The sequence below is a fragment of the Streptomyces sp. NPDC002232 genome (assembly GCF_042890295.1).
GTDB lineage: Bacteria > Actinomycetota > Actinomycetes > Streptomycetales > Streptomycetaceae > Streptomyces.
This window is the reverse complement of sequence record NZ_JBIARV010000001.1, coordinates 295598-320110: the sequence shown is the minus strand read 5'-3', so window position 1 is coordinate 320110 and position 24513 is coordinate 295598. Positions and strand designations below refer to the sequence as shown.

Sequence of the window (24513 nt, the reverse complement as noted above, 5' to 3'; positions counted from 1 at the left end):
TGGGCGCGGGCCCGCTCAGGCGTTCACTCGTTCGAGCTGACACCCTCCAGAACGAGCGCGTAGCTCTGGCGCGCGATCTCCAGCTCCTCGTCCGTCGGCACCACCGCGACCGCCACCCGCGCGTACACGGGCGAGATGATCCGGGCCTCGTCGGACCGCACCGCGTTGAGGTCCGCGTCCACCGCGAGACCCAGCTCCTCCAGGCCCGCGATCGCGGCCTCCCGCACCGGTGCGGCGTTCTCGCCGACCCCCGCCGTGAACGCCACCGCGTCCACCCGGCCGAGCACCGCGTAATAGGCGCCGATGTACTTCTTCAGCCGGTGGACGTAGATGTCGAAGGCGAGCGCCGCCCGCTCGTCGCCCTCGTCGACCCGCCGCCGGATCTCCCGCATGTCGTTGTCGCCGCAGAGCCCCACGAGACCGGACTTCTTGTTCAGCAGGACGTCGATCTCGTCCGCCGACATGCCCGCCACCCGCTTCAGGTGGAACGTCACCGCCGGGTCGATGTCGCCCGAGCGGGTGCCCATGACCAGACCCTCCAGCGGCGTCAGGCCCATCGAGGTGTCCACGCACCGGCCGCCCCGCACCGCCGAGGCGGAGGCGCCGTTCCCCAGGTGCAGCACGATCACGTTCACCTCCTCCGGCTCCTTGCCGAGCAGCCGGGCCGTCTCCCGGGAGACGTACGCGTGCGAGGTGCCGTGGAAGCCGTACCGGCGGATCCGGTGCGCGTCGGCGGTCTCCACGTCGATGGCGTACCGCGCCGCCGACTCCGGCATCGTCGTGTGGAACGCCGTGTCGAAGACCGCCACCTGCGGCAGGTCCGGGCGCAGCGCCATCGCCGTGCGGATCCCGACCAGGTTCGCCGGGTTGTGCAGCGGCGCCACCGGTACGAGCCGCTCGATCTCGGCGAGCACCTCCTCGTCGATGACCGTCGGCGCGGTGAACCGCAGCCCACCGTGCACCACCCGGTGGCCGATCGCGGCCAGTTCGGGGGAGTCCAGGCCCAGACCGTCGGCCGCCAGCTCCTCGGCGACCGCCTTCAGCGCGGCCGCGTGGTCCGCGATCGGCCCGCTCTTCTCCCGCCTCTGGCCACCGCCGCCCTGGAGCGGCGTGTGGACGAGCCGGGAGGTGTCCTCGCCGATCCGCTCGACCAGGCCCTGCGCGAGCCGGCCGCCGTCCTTCATGTCGAGCAGCTGGTACTTGACCGACGAGGAGCCGGAGTTGAGGACCAGTACACGGGTGGGGGTCGTCATGCCGGCAGCTCCTCGGCCTGGGACTGGATCGCCGTGATGGCGACCGTGTTGACGATGTCGCTGACGAGCGCGCCGCGCGAGAGGTCGTTCACGGGCTTGCGCAGGCCCTGGAGCACCGGGCCGACGGCCACGGCGCCGGCCGAACGCTGCACGGCCTTGTAGGTGTTGTTGCCGGTGTTGAGGTCCGGGAAGATCAGCACGGTCGCCTGGCCCGCCACCTCCGAACCGGGCAGCTTCGTCGCCGCCACGGACGGCTCGACGGCCGCGTCGTACTGGATCGGCCCCTCGATCCGCAGCTCCGGGTGCGCCTCGCGGACCAGCTTCGTCGCCTCCCGGACCTTGTCGACGTCGGCGCCCGAGCCCGAGGTGCCGGTCGAGTACGAGAGCATCGCGATCCGCGGCTCCACGCCGAAGCGGGCCGCCGTCGCGGCCGACTGGGCGGCGATGTCCGCGAGCTGTACGGCGTTCGGGTCCGGGTTCACCGCGCAGTCGCCGTACACCAGCACCTTGTCGGCGAGGCACATGAAGAACACCGAGGAGACGATCGACGCGTCCGGCTTCGTCTTGATGATCTCGAACGCGGGCCGGATCGTCGCCGCCGTGGAGTGCACCGACCCCGACACCATCCCGTCGGCGAGGCCCTCCTGCACCATCAGGGTGCCGAAGTAGTTCACGTCGGACACGACGTCGTACGCCAGCTCGACGGTGACGCCCTTGTGGGCCCGCAGCGCCGCGTACTTCTCGGCGAACGTGTCGCGCAGCTCCGAGGTCTGCGGGTCGATCAGCTGCGTCTCGCCGAGGTTCACGCTCAGGTCGGCGGCCTTCTTGCGGATCGTCTCCACGTCGCCGAGGAGCGTCAGGTCGCAGACGTCACGGCGGATCAGGACGTCGGCGGCGCGCAGCACCCGCTCCTCGGTGCCCTCCGGGAGCACCACCCGGCGCCGGTCCGCCCGCGCCTGTTCGAGCAGTTCGTGCTCGAACATCATCGGCGTGACCCGGCCGCTGCGTGCGACCGAGACCCGCTTGAGGAGGTCGGCGGTGTCCACGTGCCGCTCGAAGAGCCCGAGGGCGGTCTCCGCCTTGCGCGGGGTGGCGGCGTTCAGCTTGCCCTCCAGCGCGAACAGCTCGGCCGCCGTCGGGAAGCTGTTGCCGGCCACCGAGATGACCGGCGTGCCGGGCGCGAGGCGGGCCGCCAGGGTCAGGATCTCCTCGCTGGGCCGCTCGTTCAGGGTGAGCAGCACCCCCGCGATCGGCGGGGTGCCGGCCGAGTGCGCGGCGAGCGCGCCGACGACCAGGTCGGCCCGGTCCCCGGGGGTGACGACCAGGCAGCCCGGCGTCAGCGCGTTCAGGAAGTTCGGCAGCATCGCGCCGCCGAAGACGAAGTCGAGCGCGTCCCGGGCGAGCCCCGCGTCGTCGCCGAGGACGACGGTGGCGCCGAGCGCGTGGGTGATCTGGGCGACGGTGGGCGCGGCGAGCGCCGGCTCGTCCGGCAGGACGTAGCAGGGCACGGGGAGCCGGGCCGCGAGCCGCTCGGCGATCGCCTCGCGGTCCTCGCCCGCCACCCGGTTGACGACCATCGCGAGCACGTCGCAGCCGAGCCCGTCGTACGCCCGGAAGGCGTTGCGCGCCTCGGCGCGCACGGACTCGGCGGTCTGGTCCTTGCCGCCGACCACCGGGATGACGGAGGCGCCGAACTCGTTGGCCAGGCGCGCGTTCAGCGCGAGCTCGTCGGGGAGCTGGGTGGCGGCGAAGTCGGTGCCCAGGACGAGGACGACCTCGTAGTCCCGCGCCACGTCGTGGAAGCGGTCGACGAGGAGGGACACCAGCTCGTCGGTGCCCCGCTCGGCCTGGAGCGCGGAGGCCTCGTGATAGTCCATGCCGTAGACGGTCGAGGCGTCCTGGGAGAGCCGGTAGCGGGCGCGCAGCAGGTCGAAGAGCCGGTCCGGGCCGTCGTGCACCAGCGGCCGGAACACCCCGACCCGGTCCACCTGGCGGGTCAGGAGCTCCATGACTCCCAGCTCGACGACCTGGCGGCCGTCACCGCGGTCGATCCCGGTCACGTACACGCTGCGCGTCACGCCGTGGTCTCCTGTCCAGTCCTGCGGAAGGGGCCGAGCGGTACCTTCGCGGCACCTTTGCGCGGCCCGTACGTCAAACGACACTGCTCAGAAAGCCCCGATAGGGCGGCATTACCCCCTTGACAATACCCCCGCCACTGGTTAGGTCGCCCGCCGGACGAAGGGCCCGGGGACCTGGGACGAAAGGCCTGCTCCGGGCCGCCCGGGAGGGACGCGCGGAGCGGCGACGAGCGCGGCCGTCAGGCGGACCGTGTGAGAATTGCGGTGGCTCACCACGGACCGCGACCGAGCAGGAGACACAGCACGATGCGCATCGGAGTTCTCACCGCAGGCGGCGACTGCCCCGGCCTGAACGCAGTGATCCGGTCGGTCGTGCACCGGGCGCTGACCGGCCACAACGACGAAGTCATCGGCTTCGAGGACGGGTTCAAGGGCCTCCTCGACGGCCACTACCGGCCCCTCGACCTGAACGCCGTCAGCGGCATCCTGGCCCGCGGCGGCACCATCCTCGGCTCGGCCCGCCTGGAGCGCAACCGGCTCCGCGAGGCCGCCGAGTCCGCCACCGACCTGGCCCGCGCGTACGGCATCGACGTCCTCATCCCGATCGGCGGCGAAGGCACCCTGACCGCCGCGCGGATGCTCTCCGACGCCGGGATGCCCGTCGTCGGTGTCCCGAAGACGATCGACAACGACATCTCCTCCACGGACCGCACCTTCGGCTTCGACACCGCCGTCGGCGTCGCCACCGAGGCCATGGACCGCCTCAAGACCACCGCGGAGTCCCACCAGCGGGTGATGGTCGTCGAGGTGATGGGCCGCCACGCCGGCTGGATCGCCCTGGAGTCCGGCATGGCGGGCGGCGCGCACGGCATCTGCCTCCCCGAGCGCCCCTTCCAGATCGACGACCTGGTCAAGATGGTCGAGGAGCGCTTCGCCCGCGGCAAGAAGTTCGCCGTCATCTGCGTCGCCGAGGGCGCCCACCCGGCCGAGGGCTCCATGGAGTACGCGAAGGGCGAGATCGACCAGTTCGGTCACGAGCGCTTCCAGGGCATCGGCAACCAGCTCGCCGTCGAGCTGGAGCGGCGCCTCGGCAAGGAGGCCCGTCCGGTCATCCTCGGTCACGTCCAGCGCGGTGGCACGCCGACCGCGTACGACCGGGTGCTCGCGACCCGCTTCGGCTGGCACGCGGTGGAGGCGGCGCACCGCGGCGACTTCGGCCGGATGACGGCGCTGCGCGGCACGAACGTCGAGATGGTGCCGCTGGCGGAGGCCGTGACCCAGCTGAAGACGGTCCCGCTGGACCGCATGCGCGAGGCCGAGTCGGTCTTCTAGGCCTGAGGGGCGGGCCCTCGGTCCGCCGCCGGGAGTCAGCCCCTGCGCCGGCCCGCCCGGCCAGGCTTCGGTCCGCCCCGCCGGGCGCCGGGACCTCCGCCCGTCCCGCCACACCCCGGGGCCGGGACCTTCGGCCCCCCGGGCCGGGACCTCCGCCCCCACCTCTCCCGGATCGCCTCCGGGACCCGCACGGCCCGAGTGGCCCCGACCGTCCCCCGTGGACGGTCGGGGCCACTCCGCCGTGCGCGCCCTCACCCCCGGAAATGCCGGTTTCCACTCTTGAGCCCCGGCCCGAGATCAACAAGGCTGGGGGCATGTCCCGGACATGTCCCGAGCCTGTCCGGCGGAGGGGGAGGCACGGATGACGCCGGGGGAGCACGCTCCCGATCCACGGGAGCCACGGGGGGAGCCGGCGGCGCGGCGGGTGTACGGGTCGGACCCGGCGGACGGGGACCGGGCGCCCGCGACGGACGGGGCCCGCGAGGGGGCCGGGAGCGCGGGCGACGACGCCGAGCGTACGGACGGCGGGGAGGGGCCGGGCGACGGCGAAGGGGGCGACCACGGTCACGACGGCGGTCACCCCGACAGCTACGACGGCGGCCACCACGACAACTACGACAGCGGCCACCACGACGGCTACGACGGCGGCCACCACGACGACTACGACGGCGGCCACGGCGACGGAATCGTGCCCGTGCCCGCCTGGCCCGGTGGTGCCGAGGATGCCCACGAGGAAGCGGACCGGCCCGGCACGCGGTCCCGGATACGGCGCGGTCTCGTCGCCGCCGTCGCGTTCGCCGGGCTCGTGCTCGCCGGCGTCAGCGTCGTCGCCTTCCTGCGGGACGGCCACACCGGGCATCCGCCCCGTACCCCCACCGCGCCCGCCGTCGGGGACGTCCGCATCCGGGTGGCGGGCACCGAGTTCTGCCTCGGCGAGCGGCGCGGCACCCGCACCGGACAGGTCCACCAGCTGCCCTGCGCCGCCGCGGGCGTCCCGCTCTACGCCCTGGCCGAGGCGGGCGGCGGCCGGTGGAGGATCGTTTCGGAGCACCCCGACCTCGGCCCCGGCTGCTCCGGCATACCCTCCGGCGGCCGGATACCCGACGCCGCGTTCGAGGACTCCGCGTGCGGCGACCCCACCCGGGTCGAGTCCTTCGCCCTGGAGGCGTTCGGCACTCCCGTCGAGGGGTACCGGATCGTCCCCGTGGGCTCCGCGACCCCCGGCACCTGCGTCACCGTCGTCGGCGACCGCTCGGCCGCCTGGGCGCGGCTCGCCCAGGCGCCCTGCGCGCCGGACGCGGCGGGGCAGCTCTTCGACTTCGACCGGCGCGACTGAGGGGAACGGGGCCGGTCCCCTAAGGGGTCTCCACCAGCCTGGCCCGCAGGGCCGTCACCACCGCGGGGTCGAGCCCGACGTGGCCGGTGACGTACCCGTACACCGAGCCGTACCGCGCGCGCAGGTCCGCGAGGAACAGCCGGATGATGTCGGCGGGCGCCCGTCCGTAGCCCGGCCAGCGCGGCTCCCGGCCGGGGTGCGCGGCCCGCCAGTCGCCGATCAGCCGTTCCGTGGCCAGCTCGGTGAGCGCGAAGTCGGCGAGGATCTCCTCGTCCGGGACGTCCAGGAGGGCGAGCAGCACGGCCGCGAGCAGACCCGTACGGTCCTTCCCCGAGGCGCAGTGGAAGACGAGCGGCCCCTCGGCGGCGGCGATCACCTCCAGGGCGGTGCGCAGCTCCTCCGCCCCGTCCTCGGCGACCTCGGCGAAGCGGTCGGCGAGGTGGCGCCAGGGGTCGAGGGCCGGGTCGATCGCCTCCTGGTCGTAGGGGCGGTGCTCGATGGAGAGGTTGTGCCAGGAGACCTCCTCGGTCTCCGGCAGGCGGCCCTTGCCGGCGATCTCCCACGGGTAGCGCAGGTCGATCACCGTGCCGATGCCCAGCGCGCGGAAGCGCTCCAGGTCGGCGGGACCCGCGTCCGCGAGCTTGCCGAGGGAGTCGGAGCGGTAGAGGGTCTCCCACCGCACGGTCCCGCCTCCTGCGGTCCGATAGCCGCCCAGGTCACGGAAGTTGTGGAGTCGGTCGAAGGATATGTGTCGTCTCACGGCGTCAATGTACGGGGACAGCCGGGCGGTTACGGGCCCACCGCGGCCCAGAAACGGGCGCTGATGTCCTCCAGGTAGGCGCGTCCCTCGTCGCCGGTCGTCCCGGCGGTGCCCCAGCTGCTGATCGCCGTCATCTTCCCGTGGTACTCGGTGTGGAGCTGCTGGAGCGCGGACTCGACGACCCGCTTCGGAAGCGGCACCAGCTTCACGGTCGGTTTCACGTACGCCTGCCAGCGCGTCGTCGCCGCGTCCCGCAGCGTCTCGGCGAGCGCCTCGTCGCCACCGGTCGCGGTGACCAGCTCGCGCGGTCCGAGGCCGAGCACCTCGGCGAGGGCGGCGGTCTGGCGTTCGCTGCCGCGCCAGCGGCCCTCGTCCTCCATCTTCTGGTACGCGGAGGCCGACACGCCGACCCGACGGGCGAGTTCGTCGGCCGGGAGCCCGCGCGCCACCCGGTGCTCGCGCAGGGTGGACGCGGCGGCGATCAGGTCCGCGGGGGCGCACCACAGGACGCCCGCGAGGGCCGTGAGCTCCTGCTCGCTCGGGAGGGCGAAGCCGCGTTCCCAGGCGACCACGAGGTCGGGGGCGACGAGGAGGCCGTACTGCGCCCGCAGGCCGTAGGCGACGTGTCCGGGAGCCATGCCGAGGCCCTCGCGGAGCCGGCGCGCGGCCTGGGCGTCGAAGGGTGGGGAGGGTTGGTGCACGCGGCCACGGTAAGTACCAAAAGTGACGGCTGGCTACGGTGTGTTCCCCCAACGTGCGGCACTGTAGGAATGGGGGAACCGGCCGGTAACCGCGGGGGCGCGCTCAGTGGCCGCGCGCCGGGCCGTCGAGCCACCGGTACTGGAGTTCCGGCCGCCCGATCTGCCCGTACTGGGGCGCGCGCACGGCCCGGCCCTCCGTGACCAGGTGCTCCAGATAGCGGCGCGCGGTGATCCGGGAGATGCCGACGGCCGCGCCCGCCTCGGCGGCGGTCAGCCCCGCCGGAGTCGCCCGGAGGGTACGGGTGACCGCTTCGAGCGTCGGGCCGCTGAGCCCCTTGGGGAGGGTGGCCGGGTGCGGGGCCCGGAGGGCCGCGAGGGCCCGGTCCACCTCGTCCTGCCCGGAGGCCTCGCCGGCGGCGGCGCGGAACTCGGCGTACCGGACGAGCCGGTCCCGGAGCGTGGCGAAGGTGAACGGCTTCAGGACGTACTGGACGACGCCGAGGGACACGCCCTCGCGGACGACCGCCAGGTCGCGGGCGGACGTCACGGCGATGACGTCGGCGGAGTGCCCGGCGGCCCGCAGGGCCCGGAGGAGCTGGAGGCCGTGGCCGTCCGGCAGGTACAGGTCGAGAAGGATCAGGTCGACCGGCACGCGGTCCAGAACCCGCACGGCCGCGGCCCGCGAGTGGGCGACCCCGACGACCCGGAAGCCCTCGACGCGCCCGGCGTAGAGCGCGTGGGCGTCGGCCGCGACGGGGTCGTCCTCGACGACGAGGACCCGCAGGGGGCTCGTACTCACCCGGTCACCTCCCCGTCCGCGCCGACGACACCGCGGCCCCGGCCGCCGCCCCGGGGGCCCGGAACCGCGCCGGCGCCCGGCACCGGCTCCCCGTCGGGCCCCGGCTCCCCGCCCGCCACCGGCTCCCCGCCCGGCCTCGGCAGCGCATCGGCGCCCGGCTCCCCGCCCGGCCCCGGCAGCGCGCCGGCGCCCGACTCCGCCCCCGCCTCCCCCTCCGGCAGGGGCAGCCGGACCGTGAACTCCGCGCCGCCCTCCGCCGCGTCCGTCACGCTCAGCGTTCCCGAGGCGCGGGTGACCGCCTGGCCCACCAGGGCGAGGCCGAGGCCGCGCCCGGGCCCCCGGGTGGTCCAGCCGCGCCCGAGGACCGCCTCCCGGTCGGCGGCCCGGACCCCCGGGCCGCTGTCGCCGACCCGGAGCAGCAGCTCGCCCCCGCCCGCGGGAGCCGCGACCGTGACCGTGACGCGCGCGTGCGGCGTTCCGCCGGCCGCCTCCACGGCGTTGTCGATGAGGTTGCCCAGGATCGTCACCAGGTCCCGGGAGGGCAGCGCCGCCGGGACCCGGCCGTCGTCGATGCGGCTGTCCTCGGTGAGGACCAGCTCCACGCCCCGCTCGTTGGCCTGCGCCGCCTTGCCGAGCAGCAGCGCCGCCAGGACCGGTTCGCCGACGGCGTCGACGACCCGGTCGGTGAGCGCCTGGGCGAGCTCCAGCTCCGCCGTCGCGAACTCCACGGCCTCGGCCACCCGGCCCATCTCGATCAGCGACACGACCGTGTGCAGCCGGTTCGCCGCCTCGTGGGCCTGCGAGCGGAGCGCCTCGGTGAAGCCCCGCTCGGAGTCCAGCTCGCCGGAGAGCGCCTGGAGTTCGGTGCGGTCCCGCAGCGTGACCACGGTGCCGCGCCGCTCCCCGCCCACCACCGGGCGGGTGTTGACCACGAGGACCCGGTCGGCCGTCAGATGCGTCTCGTCCACGCGCGGCTCCGAGGAGAGCAGGGCGCCGGTCAGCGGCGCGGGCAGGCCGAGTTCGGCGGCGGGCCGGCCGACGGCCGCGTCGTCCAGGCCGAGCAGCTCCCGGGCGCCGTCGTTCATCAGGGCGATCCGCCGCCGCCCGTCGAGCATCACGAGCCCCTCCCGCACCGCGTGCAGGGCGGCCTCGTGGTAGTCGTGCATCCGGCTCAGCTCGGCCGCGTTCATGCCGTGGGTGTGGCGGCGCAGGCGCGCGTTCACGACGTACGTCCCCGCTCCGCCGAGCGCGAGGGCCGCGCCCGCCATCACGAGCAGGGCCGTCACCTGCTCCCGCACCTGCTCGCTGATCTCGTCGATGGTGATGCCCGCGCTGACCAGGGCCACCACCCGCCCGTCGTCGAGGACGGGCGCCACCGTCCGGACCGAGGGGCCGAGAACGCCCAGGTGCGTCTCCGAGTAGAGCCGCCCCCGCCGCGCCTCCTCGATGTGGCCGAGGTACGTGCGGCCGATCTGGGCCGGCTCCGGATGGGTCCAGCGGGTGCCGTCCGGGGCCATGATCACCACGAAGGCGACGCCCGCGTGGCGGCGCAGCGACTCCGCGTACGGCTGGAGCGTCGCGGTCGGGTCGGCGGACCGGGCGGCGGCGGCCACGGAAGGCGAGTCCGCCACGGCGGCGGCGGTGGCCGTGGCCTGGCGCCGGGCGGTCTCCTCCGCCTGCGCGCGGTCCGTGACGTACGCGAAGACCGCGCACCCCGCCACGACGACGGCCACGAGCACGACCTGCATCGCGAAGAGCTGGCCGGCCAGGCTGCGGGGACGGGGGAGGGGGAGACGCATGCCGGTAAGTGTGCACGTGGGAACGCGCGGGGCGGCACCGCGTTCCCGAATCGTGCTGTTCGCGCGGGGTGCGCGCGGCTCCGGCCCGCTCCGGCCGTGAACGAAAGGCACGCAACCGTGACCCGGGTCACAGGCTGATGGATAGTCGCGGAGGTCCACCGGGACGTGGACACCCACCAGCACGAGGAGGACCCCGTGGCCGCACGCCGGGACCGTACCCACTATCTGTATCTGGCCGTCATCGGCGCCGTACTGCTCGGCATCGCGGTCGGGTTCCTGGCGCCGGGCGTCGCCGTCGAGCTGAAGCCGCTGGGCACCGGCTTCGTCAACCTCATCAAGATGATGATCTCGCCCATCATCTTCTGCACCATCGTCCTCGGCGTCGGCTCGGTCCGCAAAGCCGCCAAGGTCGGCGCCGTCGGTGGCCTCGCCCTCGGCTACTTCCTGGTGATGTCGACCGTCGCACTCGCGATCGGCCTGCTCGTCGGCAACCTCCTGGAGCCCGGTTCCGGGCTGCACCTCACCCGGGAGCTCGCCGAGGCCGGAGCGAAGCAGGCCGAGGGCGCGAGCGAGTCGACGTCCGACTTCCTGCTCGGGATCATCCCGACCACCCTCGTCTCCGCGTTCACCGGCGGCGAGGTCCTCCAGACCCTCCTCGTCGCCCTCCTCGCCGGCTTCGCGCTCCAGGCGATGGGCCCCTCCGGCGAGCCCGTCCTGCGCGGCATCGGGCACATCCAGCGGCTCGTCTTCCGCATCCTCGGCATGATCATGTGGGCGGCGCCCGTCGGCGCGTTCGGCGCGATCGCGGCCGTCGTCGGCGCGACGGGCGCGGCGGCCCTGAAGTCGCTGGCCGTCATCATGATCGGCTTCTACGTGACCTGCGGGCTGTTCGTCTTCGTGGTCCTCGGCACGCTGCTCCGCCTGATCGCCGGGATCAACATCTGGTCGCTCCTGAAGTACCTGGGCCGCGAGTTCCTGCTGATCCTCTCCACCTCCTCCTCCGAGTCCGCGCTGCCGCGGCTCATCGCGAAGATGGAGCACCTGGGCGTCAGCAAGCCGGTCGTCGGCATCACCGTCCCGACCGGCTACTCCTTCAACCTCGACGGCACCGCGATCTACCTGACGATGGCCTCGCTCTTCACCGCCGAGGCGATGGGCGAGCCGCTGTCCGTCGGCGAGCAGATCTCGCTGCTCGTCTTCATGATCATCGCCTCGAAGGGGGCGGCGGGCGTCACCGGCGCGGGGCTCGCCACCCTCGCGGGCGGCCTCCAGTCGCACCGGCCCGAGCTGGTCGACGGGGTGGGCCTGATCGTGGGCATCGACCGCTTCATGAGCGAGGCGCGCGCCCTCACCAACTTCGCGGGCAACGCGGTCGCGACGGTGCTCGTCGGCACGTGGACCAAGGAGATCGACCGCGCCCGGGTCACGGAGGTGCTGGCGGGCCGGATCCCCTTCGACGAGAAGACGCTGGTCGACGACCACGGGGCCCCGGCGGTGCCGGACCAGCGCGCGGACGAGGGCGAGGAGAAGGCCCGGGCGGGGGTCTGACGAGGGCCGGGCGCGGGCGTGGAGGCCCGGTCGAGACCGTGATCCCGGACGAGACCGGGATCCGGTGCCCGGACCTCCCGAGCGGCACGATGAGCCGCGTTCCCCAGGGCACACGGAAAAGCCCCGACTAGAATTGACAGTCGGGGCTTTGTCTCGCGTATATTCAAGGATTCCGTGTTCGGGCACACCACGAACATGGAGAAGTTCAATAAACGCACTGTATCGCGCCGGGAGTCGAATTGTCAACCGAGGAATTTCGGAATGAACAGCAATTCATCACCGATCTCTACGCACGACTCGACGACCTCAGGGACCAGGCCGAGGCCGCCGTCGAGCAGGCGCTGCGCACCCCCGGGGTCGGCAGCAGCCAGGGCCGGCTCGAACGGGACGTGATGGTCGCCGAGCAGTCCGGACTGCTCGCCGCGTTCAACGCCGGGGAGAGCGGGCTCTGCTTCGGCCGGCTCGTCTTCAAGGACGGCCGCGACCATCACATCGGCCGGCTCGGCATCCGCGAGGACGACCCGAACCGCACCCCGCTCGTCGTCGACTGGCGCGCCGAGATCGCACGTCCCTTCTACCTCGCCACCGGGTACGAGCCGATGGGCCTCACCCGCCGGCGCCACCTCACCACCCGGGGCCGCGAGGTCGTCTCCCTCCACGACGAGGTCCTCGACCTCGGCGACGCCACCCGCACCGGCCACGAGAGCCGCGACGCGGACGAGGTGCTGCTCGCCGCGCTCGACGCCGCCCGCACCGGCCGCATGCACGACATCGTGCAGACCATCCAGGCCGAGCAGGACGCCATCATCCGCTCCCCGCACCAGGGAGTGCTCGTCGTCGAGGGCGGCCCCGGCACCGGCAAGACCGCCGTCGCCCTGCACCGCGCCGCGTACCTCCTCTACGCCCACCGCGAGCAGCTCGCCCGGCGGGCCGTCCTCATCGTCGGACCCAACCCCGCCTTTCTCGGCTACATCGGGAACGTCCTGCCCTCCCTCGGCGAGACCGGCGTCCTCCTCGCCACCCCCGCCGAGCTCTTCCCCGGCGTCCGCGCCACCGGCACCGACACCCCGCGCGCCGCCGCCGTCAAGGGCGCCGCCGCCATGGCCGACGCCCTCGCCGCGGCCGTACGCGATCACCAGCGGGTCCCCGAGCGCGGCGAACCGCTGGTCGTCCCGCACGAGGACGGCGACCTGGTCATCGACTGGGACATGGCCCTCGAAGCCCGCCACAAGGCCCGCGAGACCGCCCTCCCGCACAATCTGGCCCGCCCCTACTTCGTCTTCCGGATCCTCGACGCGCTCGCCGAGCAGCTCGCCGACCGCATCGGCGCCGACCCGTACGGCGGCCCCAACTTCCTCGGCCCCGACGACATCGCGCTGCTCGCCAAGGGCATCGCCGCCAACCCAGAGGTCCACGCGGCCGTCGACACCCTGTGGCCCGCCCTCACCCCGCGGGACCTCCTCGCCGGCTACCTCGCCGACCCCACCCACCTCCGCGGGGACGACGCCGACGCGATCCGGCGCGACGGCGGACCCTGGACCCCCGCCGACGTCCCGCTGCTCGACGAGGCCGCCGAGCTCCTCGGCGAGGACGACTCGGCCCTCCGCGCCGCCGAGGAGGCCGAGCGGCAGAAGCAGATCCATTACGCGCAGGGCGTCCTGGACGTCTCCTTCGCCTCCCGCACCTACGAGTTCGAGGACAAGGAGGAACTCGACAAGGACGCCTCCGAGGTCCTCTCCGCGCACGACATCATCGACGCCGAGCGCTTCGCCGAGCGCCACGAGGAGGCCGACCACCGCACCGCCGCCGAGCGGGCCGCCGCCGACCGCACCTGGGCCTTCGGCCACATCATCGTCGACGAGGCCCAGGAGCTCTCCGCCATGGCCTGGCGACTCCTCATGCGCCGCAGCCCCAGCCGCTCGATGACCCTGGTCGGCGACCCCGCCCAGACCGGCGACCCGGCCGGCGTCGGCGCCTGGGAGAGCATCCTCGCCCCGTACGTCGAGGACCGCTGGGAGCACGTCCGCCTCGGCGTCAACTACCGCACCCCGGCCGAGATCATGGCCGTCGCCGCCGAGGCGCGGCGGACCGCCGACCCCGGCTTCGAACCGCCCCGCTCGGTGCGCTCCACCGGCGTCGAGCCCTGGGACCGGACCGTCGACGACCCGTTCGCGGAGGCCGCCGGCGCGGTCGCCGCCGCACTCCGCGAGGAGGGCCGGACCGCCGTCATCGCCCCGCCGGAGCTCCACCCCGGCCTGATCACCGCCCTGCCGGAGGCCTCGTACGGCCCCGACCCCGACCTGACCCGGCCGGTCGTCCTGCTCGACCCCCGGCAGGCCAAGGGGCTGGAGTTCGACACGGTCCTCGTCGTCGACCCCGACGGCATCCGGGAGAGCGCCACGCACGGGGTCAACGACCTGTACGTGGCACTCACCCGGGCCACTCAGCGGCTGGGCGTCATCAGGCCGGCCGTCACACGGGACCGGACGCCCGCCACCGCGCGGGCCGGGACGCCCGCCTTCACGCCGGCCTGAGCCAGACCGTCGCCAGGGGTGGCAGCGTCATCCGCACGCTCGACTCGCGGCCGTGCCACGGCACCGACTCGGTCTTCACCGGGTCGGTGCCCACCACGTCCGAGCCGCCGTACCGCGCCGCGTCCGTGTTCAGGACCTCCGCCCAGGCCGCGCACGTGTCCGGGACGCCGAGCCGGTAGTCGTGCCGCACCACCGGCGAGAAGTTGGACACCGCGAGCAGCGGCGAACCGAAGGCGTCGAACCGCAGGAACGCGAAGACGTTGTCCTCGGCCGCGTCGCCCACCACCCACCGGAAGCCCTCCGGCACCGTGTCCCGCTCCCACAGCGAGGGCGTCGCCGCGTACACCGTGTTCAGGTCCCGGACCAGGTCCCGGACCCCGCGGTGGTCGGCCTCCGCCCCGTACGCGGGATCCAGCAGCCACCAGTCCGGGCCGTGGTCCGCCGACCACTCCCCGCCCTGTGCGAACTCCTGCCCCATGTAGAGCAGTTGCTTGCCGGGATGTGCCCACATGTAGCCCAGGTAGGCGCGGTGGTTGGCGCGCTGCTGCCACCAGTCGCCGGGCATCTTCGACACCAGGGACCGCTTGCCGTGCACGACCTCGTCGTGCGAGATCGGCAGGATGTAGTTCTCGCTGTACGCGTAGACCATCGAGAACGTCATCTCGTGGTGGTGGTACTTGCGGTGCACCGGCTCCTTCTGCACGTACTCCAGCGAGTCGTGCATCCAGCCCATGTTCCACTTCATCCCGAAGCCCAGGCCGCCGTGGCCGCCCGGACCCACCTGGTCCGTCGCCCGTGTCACCCCGTCCCAGGCGGTGGACTCCTCGGCGAAGGTGACGACGCCGGGGCAGCGGCGGTACACGGTGGCGTTCATCTCCTGGAGGAAGCGCACCGCGTCCAGGTTCTCCCGTCCGCCGAACTCGTTCGGCAGCCACTCGCCGTGCTCCCGCGAGTAGTCCAGGTAGAGCATCGAGGCCACCGCGTCCACCCGCAGCCCGTCCACGTGGAACTCCTGGCACCAGTAGACCGCGTTGGCGACGAGGAAGTTCCGCACCTCCGTGCGGCCGTAGTCGAACTCCAGGGTCCCCCAGTCGGGATGGTGCGAGCGGCGCGGGTCCTCGTGCTCGTACAGCGGCCGCCCGTCGAACTCCGCGAGCGCCCAGTCGTCCTTAGGGAAGTGCGCCGGGACCCAGTCCATCAGCACCCCGATGCCCGCCCGGTGGAGCGCGTCCACCAGGAACCGGAAGTCGTCCGGGGTGCCCATGCGGGCCGTCGGCGCGTAGAAGCCCGTGACCTGGTAGCCCCAGGAGCCGCCGAAGGGGTGCTCGGTGACCGGCATCAGCTCCACGTGGGTGAACCCGAGGTCGCTGACGTAGGCGGGGAGCTGCTCGGCCAGCTGCCGGTAGGTGAGGCCCGGCCGCCAGGACGGCAGGTGCACCTCGTACACGGAGATCGGCGCCTCGTGCGGCGGGCGCGACCCGCGCCGCTCCATCCACTCCGCGTCGTCCCACTCGTAGTGCGACTCGGTCACGATCGACGCGGTGTTCGGCGGGCACTCCGTGCGCCGGGCCATCGGATCCGCGCGGACCGTGTGCGAGCCGTCCGGCCGCGTGATGTCGTACTTGTAGACGGCGCCGTCGCCGACGCCCGGCACGAACAGCTCCCAGACGCCCGTCGAGCCCAGCGAGCGCATCGGCAGCGCCGTGCCGTCCCAGTGCGTGAAGTCACCCGTGACCCGCACGCCGCGCGCGTTCGGCGCCCAGACGGCGAACCGGGTCCCGGCGACCCCCTCGTGCGTCATGGGACGGGAGCCGAGCGCCGTCCACAGCTCCTCGTGCCGCCCCTCGCCGATCAGGTGCAGATCCAGCTCGCCGAGCGAGGGCAGGAAGCGGTACGGGTCCTGGAGGGCGAGCTCGTCGCCGTCGTAGCGCACCCGCAGCTCGTACGCGGGCACCTTCCGGAGCAGCGGGACGAGCACCGAGAACAGGCCGTCGCCGTCGTCGTCCATCGGGAGGCGCTTCCCCTTGGCGAGGACGGTCACCTCCTTCGCCCACGGGCGCAGCGTCCGGATGACGACACCGCCCTTGACGGGGTGGGCGCCGAGCACGCCGTGCGGGTCGTGGTGCTCCCCGGCGAGCAGCCTGGCCCGGTCGCCGGGGTCGAGCGGGGGCGCCTTACGGGGCGTCTTGCCGGCCGTCTTGCCTGCGGATCGGGCGGTCACGGGGGTGCCTCCTGGGGGTACGGGGGGTTCGAAAGCGCAACGGTGGTGCGGGGTGCGGGGAAACTCGGCCGAACGGGGCGCGTTGGGCGTCGCCCACTGGAGTTGTGGGCATGCGTTCCGCCGGGGCGGAACGGGTGGGCACAACGGAACGGCGCCCTTGCCGGCGCCAGAGGCTCCTGGACTTGAACCCGCACCGGCAGGTGCAGCACATGGTGGTGCGGGTCAGGGCACAGAGCGCGGAGGCGCCGCGAAGGGCGCCGTCCCGTGTGCCCACCCTCCCCCAAGCTCTCGGCTTCGCTCGAGCAGGGGGGACCCCCATCGCCCCAGCGGGACGATTGCCCACACGGGGGGTGGCGGAGGGGCGCCGGGCCGCCGGGGCGCGGGCGCGTGCGGGGTGGATCATGGCGTGGCCGACAGGCGTTCGATCGCGGACATCGGGACCGGGAGCCAGTCCGGGCGGTGACGGGCCTCGTAGACGACCTCGTACACCGCCTTGTCCGTCTCGTACGCGCGGAGCAGCGCGGGATCCGCACGGGGGTCGGCCCCCGACGCCTCCGCGTAGCCCGCGCAGTACGCCGCCCGGCACCGCGCCGCCCAGTCCGCGTTCCAGGGGCGGTGCGTGCGGGCCGCGTAGTCGAAGGAGCGGAGCATCCCGGCGACGTCCCGGACGGTGGGCTGCGGGCTGCGCCGCTCGTCTAGCGGCTTCGCCGGTTCGCCCTCGAAGTCGATGACCGCCCAGCCGCCGTCGGAGCCGCGCAGGGTCTGTCCGAGGTGCAGGTCGCCGTGGATGCGCTGGACCGCCGCCCCGCCGCTCGCCGCGGCGAACACGGCCCGCAGGCCCGGCACGTGCGGCAGCAGCGCCGGGACGGCCTGGGCGGCCGCGTGCAGCCTGCGGTCCATCGCGGCGGCCAGCTGCTCGGTCTCGGCGCGGGCGAGGCGCCGGGTCGGCAGCGCGGAGGCGAGGGCCAGATGGACCTCCGCCGTCGCGCGGCCCAGGGCCCGCGCCTCGGTCGTGAACTCCCGTCCGTCGGCGAGCGCGTCGAGGGCGAGCCGCCAGCCGTCCCGGGAGTCCCGCAGATAGGGCTGGAGGACGCCGAGGGTGGCGGCCCCCGACTCGAACCAGGCGACCGGGGCCGGGACGCGGGCGCAGCCGGCCCCGGCGAGGGCGAGCGGCAGCTCCAGGTCGGGGTTGGCTCCCGGGCTGACCCTGCGGAAGATCTTCAGGATGAACGAATCTCCGAAGACCAGCGACGAGTTGGACTGCTCGGCGTCCAGCATGCGGGGTGCCAGGGCCGGGGGCAGTGGGGCGGTGGCGTGGAAGCGCAGCGGGCCGGTGCGGCCCGGGGAGCGCAGCCGCTCGTACAGGAGGCCCGCGAGGCGCGGGTCGCGCAGCCCCTCGTACACCGCCCGTCCGGCGAGCGGGCCCTGCCGGATCCGCCCGATCAGGGCGGGGGCGAGGCGGGGCGGGAGCTGGGTCCGTACGCCCAGGAGGAGTTGGTAGCAGTCGGCGGGCGTCCCGGCCGGGCGGCCGGGTTGTTCGACCCGTACGAGCAGGTGGAGCAGGCCGGGTCCCGTGCCGTCCAGGGGCAGCAGCTCGGTGGCCGCGTCCAGCGTGAATCCGGTGACCCGGCGGCCCTTGCCCGCGAACCAGCGCTGCCGTGGCAGCCATTCGTGGAGCAGGGGGGCGAGCGACGGAAGGAGGGCGTCCGGGGCCCGGGTGGTGGATGCGGTCTCCGGCATGGCATCGCGTCCTTTCCCCGGGGCGCGCAAGTGGGTTTCATGTGCGTTCAAATGCGCAGAGTGTCCCGGATTGCGGCTATGGCTGTCCGGATGTGCGGGACGTGTCGGAAAGGGAAGATCCGTATGGGCCCGGCAAGAAGGCCCGGATGGACCTGAATCGGCGTGGATCGTGTGTCGTTCACAGTGCCCGGAGTGGGGCGGGGGAAACCGCCCCACTCCGGTTCGAGCGGGAACCGTTCCCCGCTCAGGCCTTCTTCAGACGGAACCAGTAGAAGCCGTGTCCCGCAAGGGTCAGGAGGTAGGGGAGCTGGCCGATGGCCGGGAACCGCACCCCTCCGATGAGCTCCACGGGCCGGGTGCCGTCGAAGCTGCGCAGGTCGAGCTCGGTCGGCTGGGCGAAGCGCGAGAAGTTGTTCACGCAGAGCACCAGGTCGTCGCCGTCCTCCCGGAGGAAGGCGAGCACCGCCGGGTTGGAGGACGGGAGTTCCGTGTAGGTGCCCGTCCCGAAGGCCCGGTTCTGCTTGCGGATCTCGATCATCCGCTTCGTCCAGTGCAGCAGCGAGGACGGGGACGCCATCCCGGACTCGACGTTCGTGACCTGGTAGCCGTGGACCGGGTCCATGATGGCCGGCAGGTACAGCCGCCCCGGGTCGCAGGAGGAGAATCCCGCGTTCCGGTCGGGGGTCCACTGCATCGGGGTCCGCACCCCGTCACGGTCGCCGAGCCAGATGTTGTCGCCCATGCCGATCTCGTCGCCGTAGTACAGCACCGGCGAGCCGGGCAGCGAGAAGAGCAGCGCGGTGAACAGCTCCATCTGGTTGCGGTCGTTGTCGAGGAGCGGGGCGAGTCGCCGCCGGATGCCGATGTTGGCCCGCATGCGCGGGTCCTTGGCGTATTCGGCGTACATGTAGTCGCGCTCTTCGTCCGTGACCATCTCGAGCGTGAGCTCGTCGTGGTTGCGCAGGAAGATGCCCCACTGGCAGCCGGAGGGGATCTGCGGGGTCTTCGCCAGGATCTCGGAGACCGGGTAGCGGGACTCGCGCCGCACGGCCATGAAGATGCGCGGCATGACCGGGAAGTGGAAGGCCATGTGGCACTCGTCGCCGCCCGAGCGGAAGTCGCCGAAGTAGTCGACGACGTCCTCCGGCCACTGGTTGGCCTCGGCGAGCAGCACCGTGTCCGGGTAGTGGTCGTCGATCTCCTTGCGGACCCGCTTGAGGAAGGCGTGGGTGGCCGGGAGGTTCTCGCAGTTGGTGCCCTCCTGCTGGTACAGGTACGGCACCGCGTCGAGCCGGAAGCCGTCGATGCCCAGGTCCAGCCAGAACTTCAGCGCGGAGAGGATCTCCTCCTGCACGGCCGGGTTCTCGTAGTTGAGGTCCGGCTGGTGCGAGAAGAACCGGTGCCAGTAGTACTGCTTGCGGACCGGGTCGAACGTCCAGTTGGAGGTCTCGGTGTCGACGAAGATGATCCGGGCGTCCGCGTACTGCTTGTCGTCGTCCGCCCAGACGTAGTAGTCGCCGTACGGGCCGTCCGGGTCGCGCCGCGACTCCTGGAACCACGGGTGCTGGTCGCTGGTGTGGTTCATGACGAAGTCGATGACCACGCGCATCCCGCGCTGGTGGGCGGCGTCGACGAACTCCACGAAGTCGGCCAGGTCGCCGAACTCGGGGAGCACCGAGGTGTAGTCGGCGACGTCGTAGCCCCCGTCCCGCAGCGGGGACTTGAAGAACGGCGGCAGCCAGAGGCAGTCGACGCCCAGCCACTGGAGGTAGTCCAGTTTGGACGTGATGCCCTTCAGGTCGCCGACGCCGTCGCCGTTGCTGTCCTGGAAGGAGCGGACGAGGACCTCGTAGAAGACGGCCCGCTTGAACCAGTCGGGATCGCGGTCCTTGGCGGGCGTGTCCTCGAAGGTGTCGGGGACGGGCTCGTTGACAGTCATGAGGTGGGTGACCCTCCGGTCTGCGGGGACGGTCGCAGGACCAGTACGTGCGCGGGCGTGACGCCCGGCTCTAGGCGCACGTAGGCTGCCCTGCCCCAGTGATAGGTCTCGCCGGTGAGCTCGTCGCGCACCGGCACGGTCTCGTGCCAGTCGAGGCCGAGTTCCGGCATGTTCAACGAGAGTGAAGCCTCCTGGGTGTGGTGCGGGTCGAGGTTGACGACCACCAGAACGATGTTCGAACCCGAGCGCTTCGAGTACGCGATCACCTGAGGGTTGTCCGTCTGGTGGAAGCTCAGGTTCCGTAGCCGTCGCAGGGCCGGGTGGCGGCGCCTGATCCGGTTCAGGGCGGTGATGAGCGGGGTGATCGTCGTCCCCGCACGCTCCACCGACTCCCAGTCCCTGGGCCTCAGTTCGTACTTCTCCGAGTCGAGGTACTCCTCGCTGCCGTCCCGCAGCGGAGTGTTCTCGCACAGCTCGTACCCGGCGTACATGCCCCAGGACGGCGACAGCGTCGCCGCGAGCACCGCCCGCGCCTCGAACGCGGGCCGGCCGCCCTCCTGGAGGTAGGCGTGCAGGATGTCGGGGGTGTTCACGAAGAAGTTCGGCCGCATCTGGGCGGCCGTCTCCCCGGACAGCTCGGTCAGGTACTCCGTCAGCTCCTCCTTGGTGTTGCGCCAGGTGAAGTACGTGTACGACTGCTGGAAGCCGATCGCGCCGAGCGTCCGCATCATCGCGGGCCGGGTGAACGCCTCCGCCAGGAAGATCACGTCCGGGTCCGCCCGGTTGACCTCGCCGATCACCCGCTCCCAGAACACCACCGGCTTGGTGTGCGGATTGTCCACGCGGAAGATCCGGACGCCGTGGTCCATCCAGTGCCGCAGCACCCGGACGGTCTCGGCGACGATCCCGTCCATGTCGGCGTCGAAGGCGATCGGGTAGATGTCCTGGTACTTCTTCGGCGGGTTCTCGGCGTACGCGATCGAACCGTCCGGACGGTGGTGGAACCACTCCGGGTGCTTCTCCACCCACGGGTGGTCCGGGGAGCACTGGAGCGCGAAGTCCAGCGCGATCTCGAGGCGCAGCTCCCGGGCCCGCGCCACGAAGGCGTCGAAGTCCTCGAAGGTGCCCAGGTCCGGGTGGAGCGCGTCGTGCCCGCCCTCCGGGGAGCCGATCGCCCACGGGACGCCGATGTCGTGCGGCGCCGCCGACAGGGAGTTGTTCGGGCCCTTGCGGTGGGTCTCGCCGATCGGATGGACCGGCGGCAGGTAGACGACGTCGAAGCCCATCGCCGCGATCGCGGGGAGCCGTTCGGCGGCGGTGCGGAAGTTGCCCGGGACCGTGCGGCCCTTCACCGTCCGCACGCCCTCCGAGCGGGGGAAGAACTCGTACCAGGAGCCGAACAGGGCCCGCTCGCGCTCCACCTGGAGCGGCAACGCGGGGGAGGCGGACAGCAGTTCGCGCAGCGGGTGACGGTCCAGGGCGTCGACCACGCGCGGCGCGAGCGCCGCCGCGAGCCGCACCGCCGCCGGACGGGTCACGTCGCGCAGCGCGTCCGCCGCCGCGAGCACGGCCTCCCGGCCGCCGCCCTTCTTCGGGACGCCCTTCGCGGCCCGCTCGTGCAGCTCGGCACCCTCCGCGAGGACCAGTTCGGAGTCGATGCCGGCCGGGATCTTGATTCTGGCCGTGTGCCGCCAGGTCGCCACCGGGTCGCTCCAGGCCTCCACGGTGTACGTCCACGTGCCCTCGGCGTCCGGGGTGACCTCGGCCCCCCACCGGTCGGTGCCCGGCGCCAGCTCGCGCATCGGGATCCAGGGGCCGGGACGGCCCGACGGGCCGCGCAGCACGACATTGGCGGCGACCGCGTCGTGCCCTTCGCGGAAGACGGTGGCCGTCACCTCGAAGGACTCTCCGGCCACCGCCTTCGCGGGGCGCCGGCCGCAGTCGACCAGGGGGCGGACGTCCAGTACGGGAATGCGTCCCATGAGCGGATTCACAGCATCACCTGACGGGTTACGGGGGTGCGGGTGGTGGTGCGCTCTTTCTAGCTCCGTCGACGGCCGGCGGGTTGCGGGCATGACGGCTCCTGTCCGCGTTCACTCGGATGGCGGGTCCACAGGGATGAACCGGTGAGAACGGGAAGCTCGGGGAGGACGGGGGTCGGGGGTCGGGGGTAGGGGTCGGGGGATTCGTACCGGAGGAGCCTTCCCACGGATCTCGGGTGGGCAATCCGGTCGCTTTGTTAACTACTCGGACGTAGCCGCCTCGGCAACCACCCGACCCGGACAAGAAAGAAGCCCCGCCCTTGTGGGGGCGGGGCACCTTCGGTGGTCGGGTCAGGGGCGCGGCGAGGCGTCCGGCTCCTCCGCGTCCGTCGACCACACCTGCCAGGGCTGGCGCGCCACCCACTCCTCCACCGGCGCCTGCTCCAGGCCGAGGACCTCCGACGACACCCCGTCGTCGTCCGCCATGAGCAGCGGATCCGCCCCGCTCGCCATGTAGTGGTAGATCCCGGCGACCCCGGCCGCCGACTCCGGGCCGAGCAGCTGCGCCAGCCCCCGCTCGAACACGGCCGGATCCAGCTCCTCGTACCGCACCGCCCGCCCGAGGGCCCGCCCGAAGGCCCCGGCCAGCTCCCGGCCCGTCAGGGCGCGGTCGCCGCCGATGTCGAAGGTGCGGCCGTCCAGGCCGTCCCGGGACAGCGCCGCGAGCGCCGCCTCCGCGAGGCCCCGGTGCGACAGCCACGCGGTCCGCGCGGACTCCGGCAGCGGATAGGCGAGGACGCCGTCCTCCACCAGGGCCGGCCCGTTCCACGGCGAGAACAGGTTGTCCAGGTACACCGGCGGCCTGAGCACCACCAGCGGCACCCCGCTGTCCCGCAGCACCCGCTCCGCCAGCCGCCGCGTCTCGAAGGCCGACACGTCCGTCGGACCCAGCGGCAGACGGGTGTTGGTGTTGAACACGAGACGGGAGGTGCCTGCCGCGAGCGCCGCCTCCGCGATGTTCCGCGCGTACGCCTCGACCCGCTTCTCGTCGTACACCAGCGGCATCGTGACGAAGGCGTGCGTGGTCCCCGCGAAGAGCCGCCGCACGTCCCCCGGGACCCCCAGGTCCCCGGAGAGGAAGAAGGCCCCCGGGAGCGGCGGACGGTCCGCCTCCGGGCGCCGGGTCAGGGTCCGCACCCGGTGGTGCCGCTCGGCGAGGAGACGCGCCACCGCGCCCCCCTGGAAGCCGGTCGCGCCCACGACCGCCACCCGCATCGGAATCTCACTGGACATGTGTGTCTGAGGCCCTTCGATAGGCTGTCACCGCTGCCGTGTCGGCGTCCCTCCAGGCTCGCCGCGACGGCTTCGTCCGTTCAATTAACAAACCGGGGCGGAAGTTGAAGGATCGTCCATGGAAATCGTGGGAACCGACCGTCACGACCGGAACGACACCGGCGACCCCCTGGACGGGGGCGAGCACGAGGACCTCCTGAGCGACCTCCTCAAACCCCTCCGGCTCACCGGCGTCTTCGACAGCCGCTGGCACGTCCGCGCCCCCTGGGCCATCGAGGGCGACGCCGAACACAGCTGCGCGGTCCTCCACTACGTCGTCGAGGGCGACTGCTGGATCACCACCGACGACGAGCCCCCCGTCGAACTCCACGCCGGAGACCTCGTCGTCTTCCCCACCGGTGCCGCGCACCGCCTCTCCGACCGGCCCGAACGCCAGGGCGTCCCGCTCAAGGCCGTCCTGCCCGAGCGGCAGCCCGGCACCTCCGGCGAGATCGTCATCGAGGGCACCGGACCCGAGAGCCGCCTGCTGTGCGCCGGGCTCCACTACGACGCCAGCGCCGCCACCGGCCTCTACACCTCGCTGCCCTGGGCCCTCGTCCTCGACGGCGCCCAGGTCGACCGCGAACCCCTGCTCCGCGACACCCTCCGGCTGCTCGCCTCCCCCGACCGGCCCGTCGGCCCCGGCGACCGCCTCATCACCCTGCGCGCCTTCGAGATGGCGCTCGTCCTCGCGCTCCGCCCGCTGCTCTGCGCACTCGCCGGCAACCCGGCCTCCCTGCCGCTGCTCCGCCACCCCGGGATCAGCCGCGCCGTCGTCATGATGGCGACCCGCTTCGCCGAGCCGTGGACCATCGACGTGCTCGCCCGCGAGGTCGGCATGTCCCGGTCCGCGTTCACCGCCGCCTTCCGGGAACTGGTCGGCGACTCCCCGGCCCGCTACCTCGCCGGCCGCCGCATGCAGGAGGCCGGCCGGCTCCTCTCCGAGACGTCCCTCCCGCAGTCCGCGCTGCCCGCCCGCGTCGGCTACCGCAGCGCCGTCGGCTTCCACCTGGCCTTCCGCAAGTGGTTCGGAGTGACCCCCGGCGAGTACCGGGCGGGGCAGGTCAGGGCCGCCTGATCCGCCCGACCTGACATCTTCGGGTGCCCCTGGACGGATCTTAAGGACACCTGGACGGACGTTCATTGTCCGTCCGGTGCG

General features: G+C 72.9%; 16 protein-coding genes. 5 read left to right on the top strand and 11 right to left on the bottom strand.

The window, feature by feature from the left end; translation table 11 throughout:
* Positions 1 to 23 precede the first annotated feature (23 nt).
* The gene (locus tag ACFYXU_RS01360) at positions 24 to 1253 is read right to left on the bottom strand and encodes an acetate kinase (protein WP_361402310.1); all 1230 of its coding nucleotides are present in this window, start codon (positions 1251 to 1253) and stop codon (positions 24 to 26) included.
* Positions 1250 to 3331: a phosphate acetyltransferase gene (gene pta, locus ACFYXU_RS01355; RefSeq protein ID WP_329849983.1), complete on the bottom strand. Its 2082-nt coding sequence runs from the start codon at positions 3329 to 3331 to the stop codon at positions 1250 to 1252. The genes ACFYXU_RS01360 and pta overlap by 4 nt, the downstream gene beginning before the upstream one ends.
* A 306-nt stretch (positions 3332 to 3637) precedes the next feature.
* Here pta and ACFYXU_RS01350 point away from each other — a divergent pair, with 306 nt between their 5' ends.
* Together ACFYXU_RS01350 and ACFYXU_RS01345 are read left to right on the top strand one after the other, a co-directional pair.
* Positions 3638 to 4663 carry an ATP-dependent 6-phosphofructokinase gene (locus tag ACFYXU_RS01350; RefSeq protein WP_376514776.1) on the top strand — a complete coding sequence of 342 codons (1026 nt, stop codon included), beginning with the start codon at positions 3638 to 3640 and terminating at the stop codon, positions 4661 to 4663.
* A 424-nt stretch (positions 4664 to 5087) separates the two neighbouring features.
* Positions 5088 to 5999, top strand: a complete 912-nt coding sequence (locus tag ACFYXU_RS01345; protein WP_389456173.1) for a hypothetical protein — start codon at positions 5088 to 5090, stop codon at positions 5997 to 5999.
* 19 nt (positions 6000 to 6018) lie between these two features.
* On the opposite strand, the gene ACFYXU_RS01340 is transcribed toward ACFYXU_RS01345, so the two are convergent.
* The 4 genes from ACFYXU_RS01340 to ACFYXU_RS01325 all read right to left on the bottom strand — a co-directional run bounded on the left by ACFYXU_RS01340 (position 6019) and on the right by ACFYXU_RS01325 (position 10058).
* Positions 6019 to 6759, bottom strand: coding sequence for a tyrosine-protein phosphatase (locus ACFYXU_RS01340; protein ID WP_389456171.1), 741 nt, complete (start codon positions 6757 to 6759; stop codon positions 6019 to 6021).
* A 29-nt stretch (positions 6760 to 6788) separates the two neighbouring features.
* Positions 6789 to 7460, bottom strand: coding sequence for a helix-turn-helix domain-containing protein (locus tag ACFYXU_RS01335; protein WP_389408078.1), 672 nt, complete (start codon positions 7458 to 7460; stop codon positions 6789 to 6791).
* Between the two features lie 103 nt (positions 7461 to 7563).
* Positions 7564 to 8259: a response regulator gene (locus ACFYXU_RS01330; RefSeq protein ID WP_329849975.1), complete on the bottom strand. Its 696-nt coding sequence runs from the start codon at positions 8257 to 8259 to the stop codon at positions 7564 to 7566.
* Complete coding sequence (locus ACFYXU_RS01325) at positions 8256 to 10058, bottom strand: ATP-binding protein (RefSeq protein WP_389456169.1); 1803 nt, start codon at positions 10056 to 10058, stop codon at positions 8256 to 8258. Before ACFYXU_RS01325 ends, ACFYXU_RS01330 begins: the two co-directional genes overlap by 4 nt.
* A 195-nt stretch (positions 10059 to 10253) precedes the next feature.
* Here ACFYXU_RS01325 and ACFYXU_RS01320 point away from each other — a divergent pair, with 195 nt between their 5' ends.
* Together ACFYXU_RS01320 and ACFYXU_RS01315 are read left to right on the top strand one after the other, a co-directional pair.
* Complete coding sequence (locus ACFYXU_RS01320; protein WP_389456167.1) at positions 10254 to 11606, top strand: cation:dicarboxylate symporter family transporter; 1353 nt, start codon at positions 10254 to 10256, stop codon at positions 11604 to 11606.
* A gap of 239 nt (positions 11607 to 11845) precedes the next feature.
* Complete coding sequence (locus ACFYXU_RS01315; RefSeq protein ID WP_389456165.1) at positions 11846 to 14140, top strand: HelD family protein; 2295 nt, start codon at positions 11846 to 11848, stop codon at positions 14138 to 14140.
* On the opposite strand, the gene glgB is transcribed toward ACFYXU_RS01315, so the two are convergent.
* The 5 genes from glgB to ACFYXU_RS01290 form a co-directional block, all read right to left on the bottom strand.
* Positions 14127 to 16361: a 1,4-alpha-glucan branching enzyme gene (glgB, locus tag ACFYXU_RS01310; RefSeq protein WP_376514788.1), complete on the bottom strand. Its 2235-nt coding sequence runs from the start codon at positions 16359 to 16361 to the stop codon at positions 14127 to 14129. The genes ACFYXU_RS01315 and glgB overlap by 14 nt on opposite strands.
* Positions 16362 to 16760: 399 nt before the next feature.
* The gene (locus ACFYXU_RS01305) at positions 16761 to 18101 is read right to left on the bottom strand and encodes a maltokinase (RefSeq protein ID WP_376514790.1); all 1341 of its coding nucleotides are present in this window, start codon (positions 18099 to 18101) and stop codon (positions 16761 to 16763) included.
* 244 nt (positions 18102 to 18345) lie between these two features.
* The gene (gene treS, locus ACFYXU_RS01300; protein ID WP_376514792.1) at positions 18346 to 20040 is read right to left on the bottom strand and encodes a maltose alpha-D-glucosyltransferase; all 1695 of its coding nucleotides are present in this window, start codon (positions 20038 to 20040) and stop codon (positions 18346 to 18348) included.
* Positions 20037 to 22022, bottom strand: a complete 1986-nt coding sequence (locus ACFYXU_RS01295; RefSeq protein WP_389456163.1) for an alpha-1,4-glucan--maltose-1-phosphate maltosyltransferase — start codon at positions 22020 to 22022, stop codon at positions 20037 to 20039. Before ACFYXU_RS01295 ends, treS begins: the two co-directional genes overlap by 4 nt.
* 351 nt (positions 22023 to 22373) lie before the next feature.
* On the bottom strand, positions 22374 to 23315 hold the full coding sequence (locus ACFYXU_RS01290) for an SDR family oxidoreductase (protein WP_376514797.1): 942 nt from the start codon (positions 23313 to 23315) through the stop codon (positions 22374 to 22376).
* Between the two features lie 118 nt (positions 23316 to 23433).
* On the opposite strand from ACFYXU_RS01290, the gene ACFYXU_RS01285 reads away from it, so the two are divergent.
* The gene (locus ACFYXU_RS01285; RefSeq protein ID WP_376514799.1) at positions 23434 to 24432 is read left to right on the top strand and encodes an AraC family transcriptional regulator; all 999 of its coding nucleotides are present in this window, start codon (positions 23434 to 23436) and stop codon (positions 24430 to 24432) included.
* Positions 24433 to 24513 lie beyond the last annotated feature (81 nt).

Bases quoted from the DNA above. Each gene is read 5' to 3' on its own strand.
- ACFYXU_RS01360 (WP_361402310.1), bottom strand. From the start codon at position 1,253: ATGACGACCCCCACCCGTGTACTGGTCCTCAACTCCGGCTCCTCGTCG.
- ACFYXU_RS01350 (WP_376514776.1), top strand. From the start codon at position 3,638: ATGCGCATCGGAGTTCTCACCGCAGGCGGCGACTGCCCCGGCCTGAAC.
- ACFYXU_RS01325 (WP_389456169.1), bottom strand. From the start codon at position 10,058: ATGCGTCTCCCCCTCCCCCGTCCCCGCAGCCTGGCCGGCCAGCTCTTC.
- ACFYXU_RS01305 (WP_376514790.1), bottom strand. From the start codon at position 18,101: ATGCCGGAGACCGCATCCACCACCCGGGCCCCGGACGCCCTCCTTCCG.
- treS (WP_376514792.1), bottom strand. From the start codon at position 20,040: ATGACTGTCAACGAGCCCGTCCCCGACACCTTCGAGGACACGCCCGCC.
- ACFYXU_RS01295 (WP_389456163.1), bottom strand. From the start codon at position 22,022: ATGGGACGCATTCCCGTACTGGACGTCCGCCCCCTGGTCGACTGCGGC.
- ACFYXU_RS01290 (WP_376514797.1), bottom strand. From the start codon at position 23,315: ATGTCCAGTGAGATTCCGATGCGGGTGGCGGTCGTGGGCGCGACCGGC.
- ACFYXU_RS01285 (WP_376514799.1), top strand. From the start codon at position 23,434: ATGGAAATCGTGGGAACCGACCGTCACGACCGGAACGACACCGGCGAC.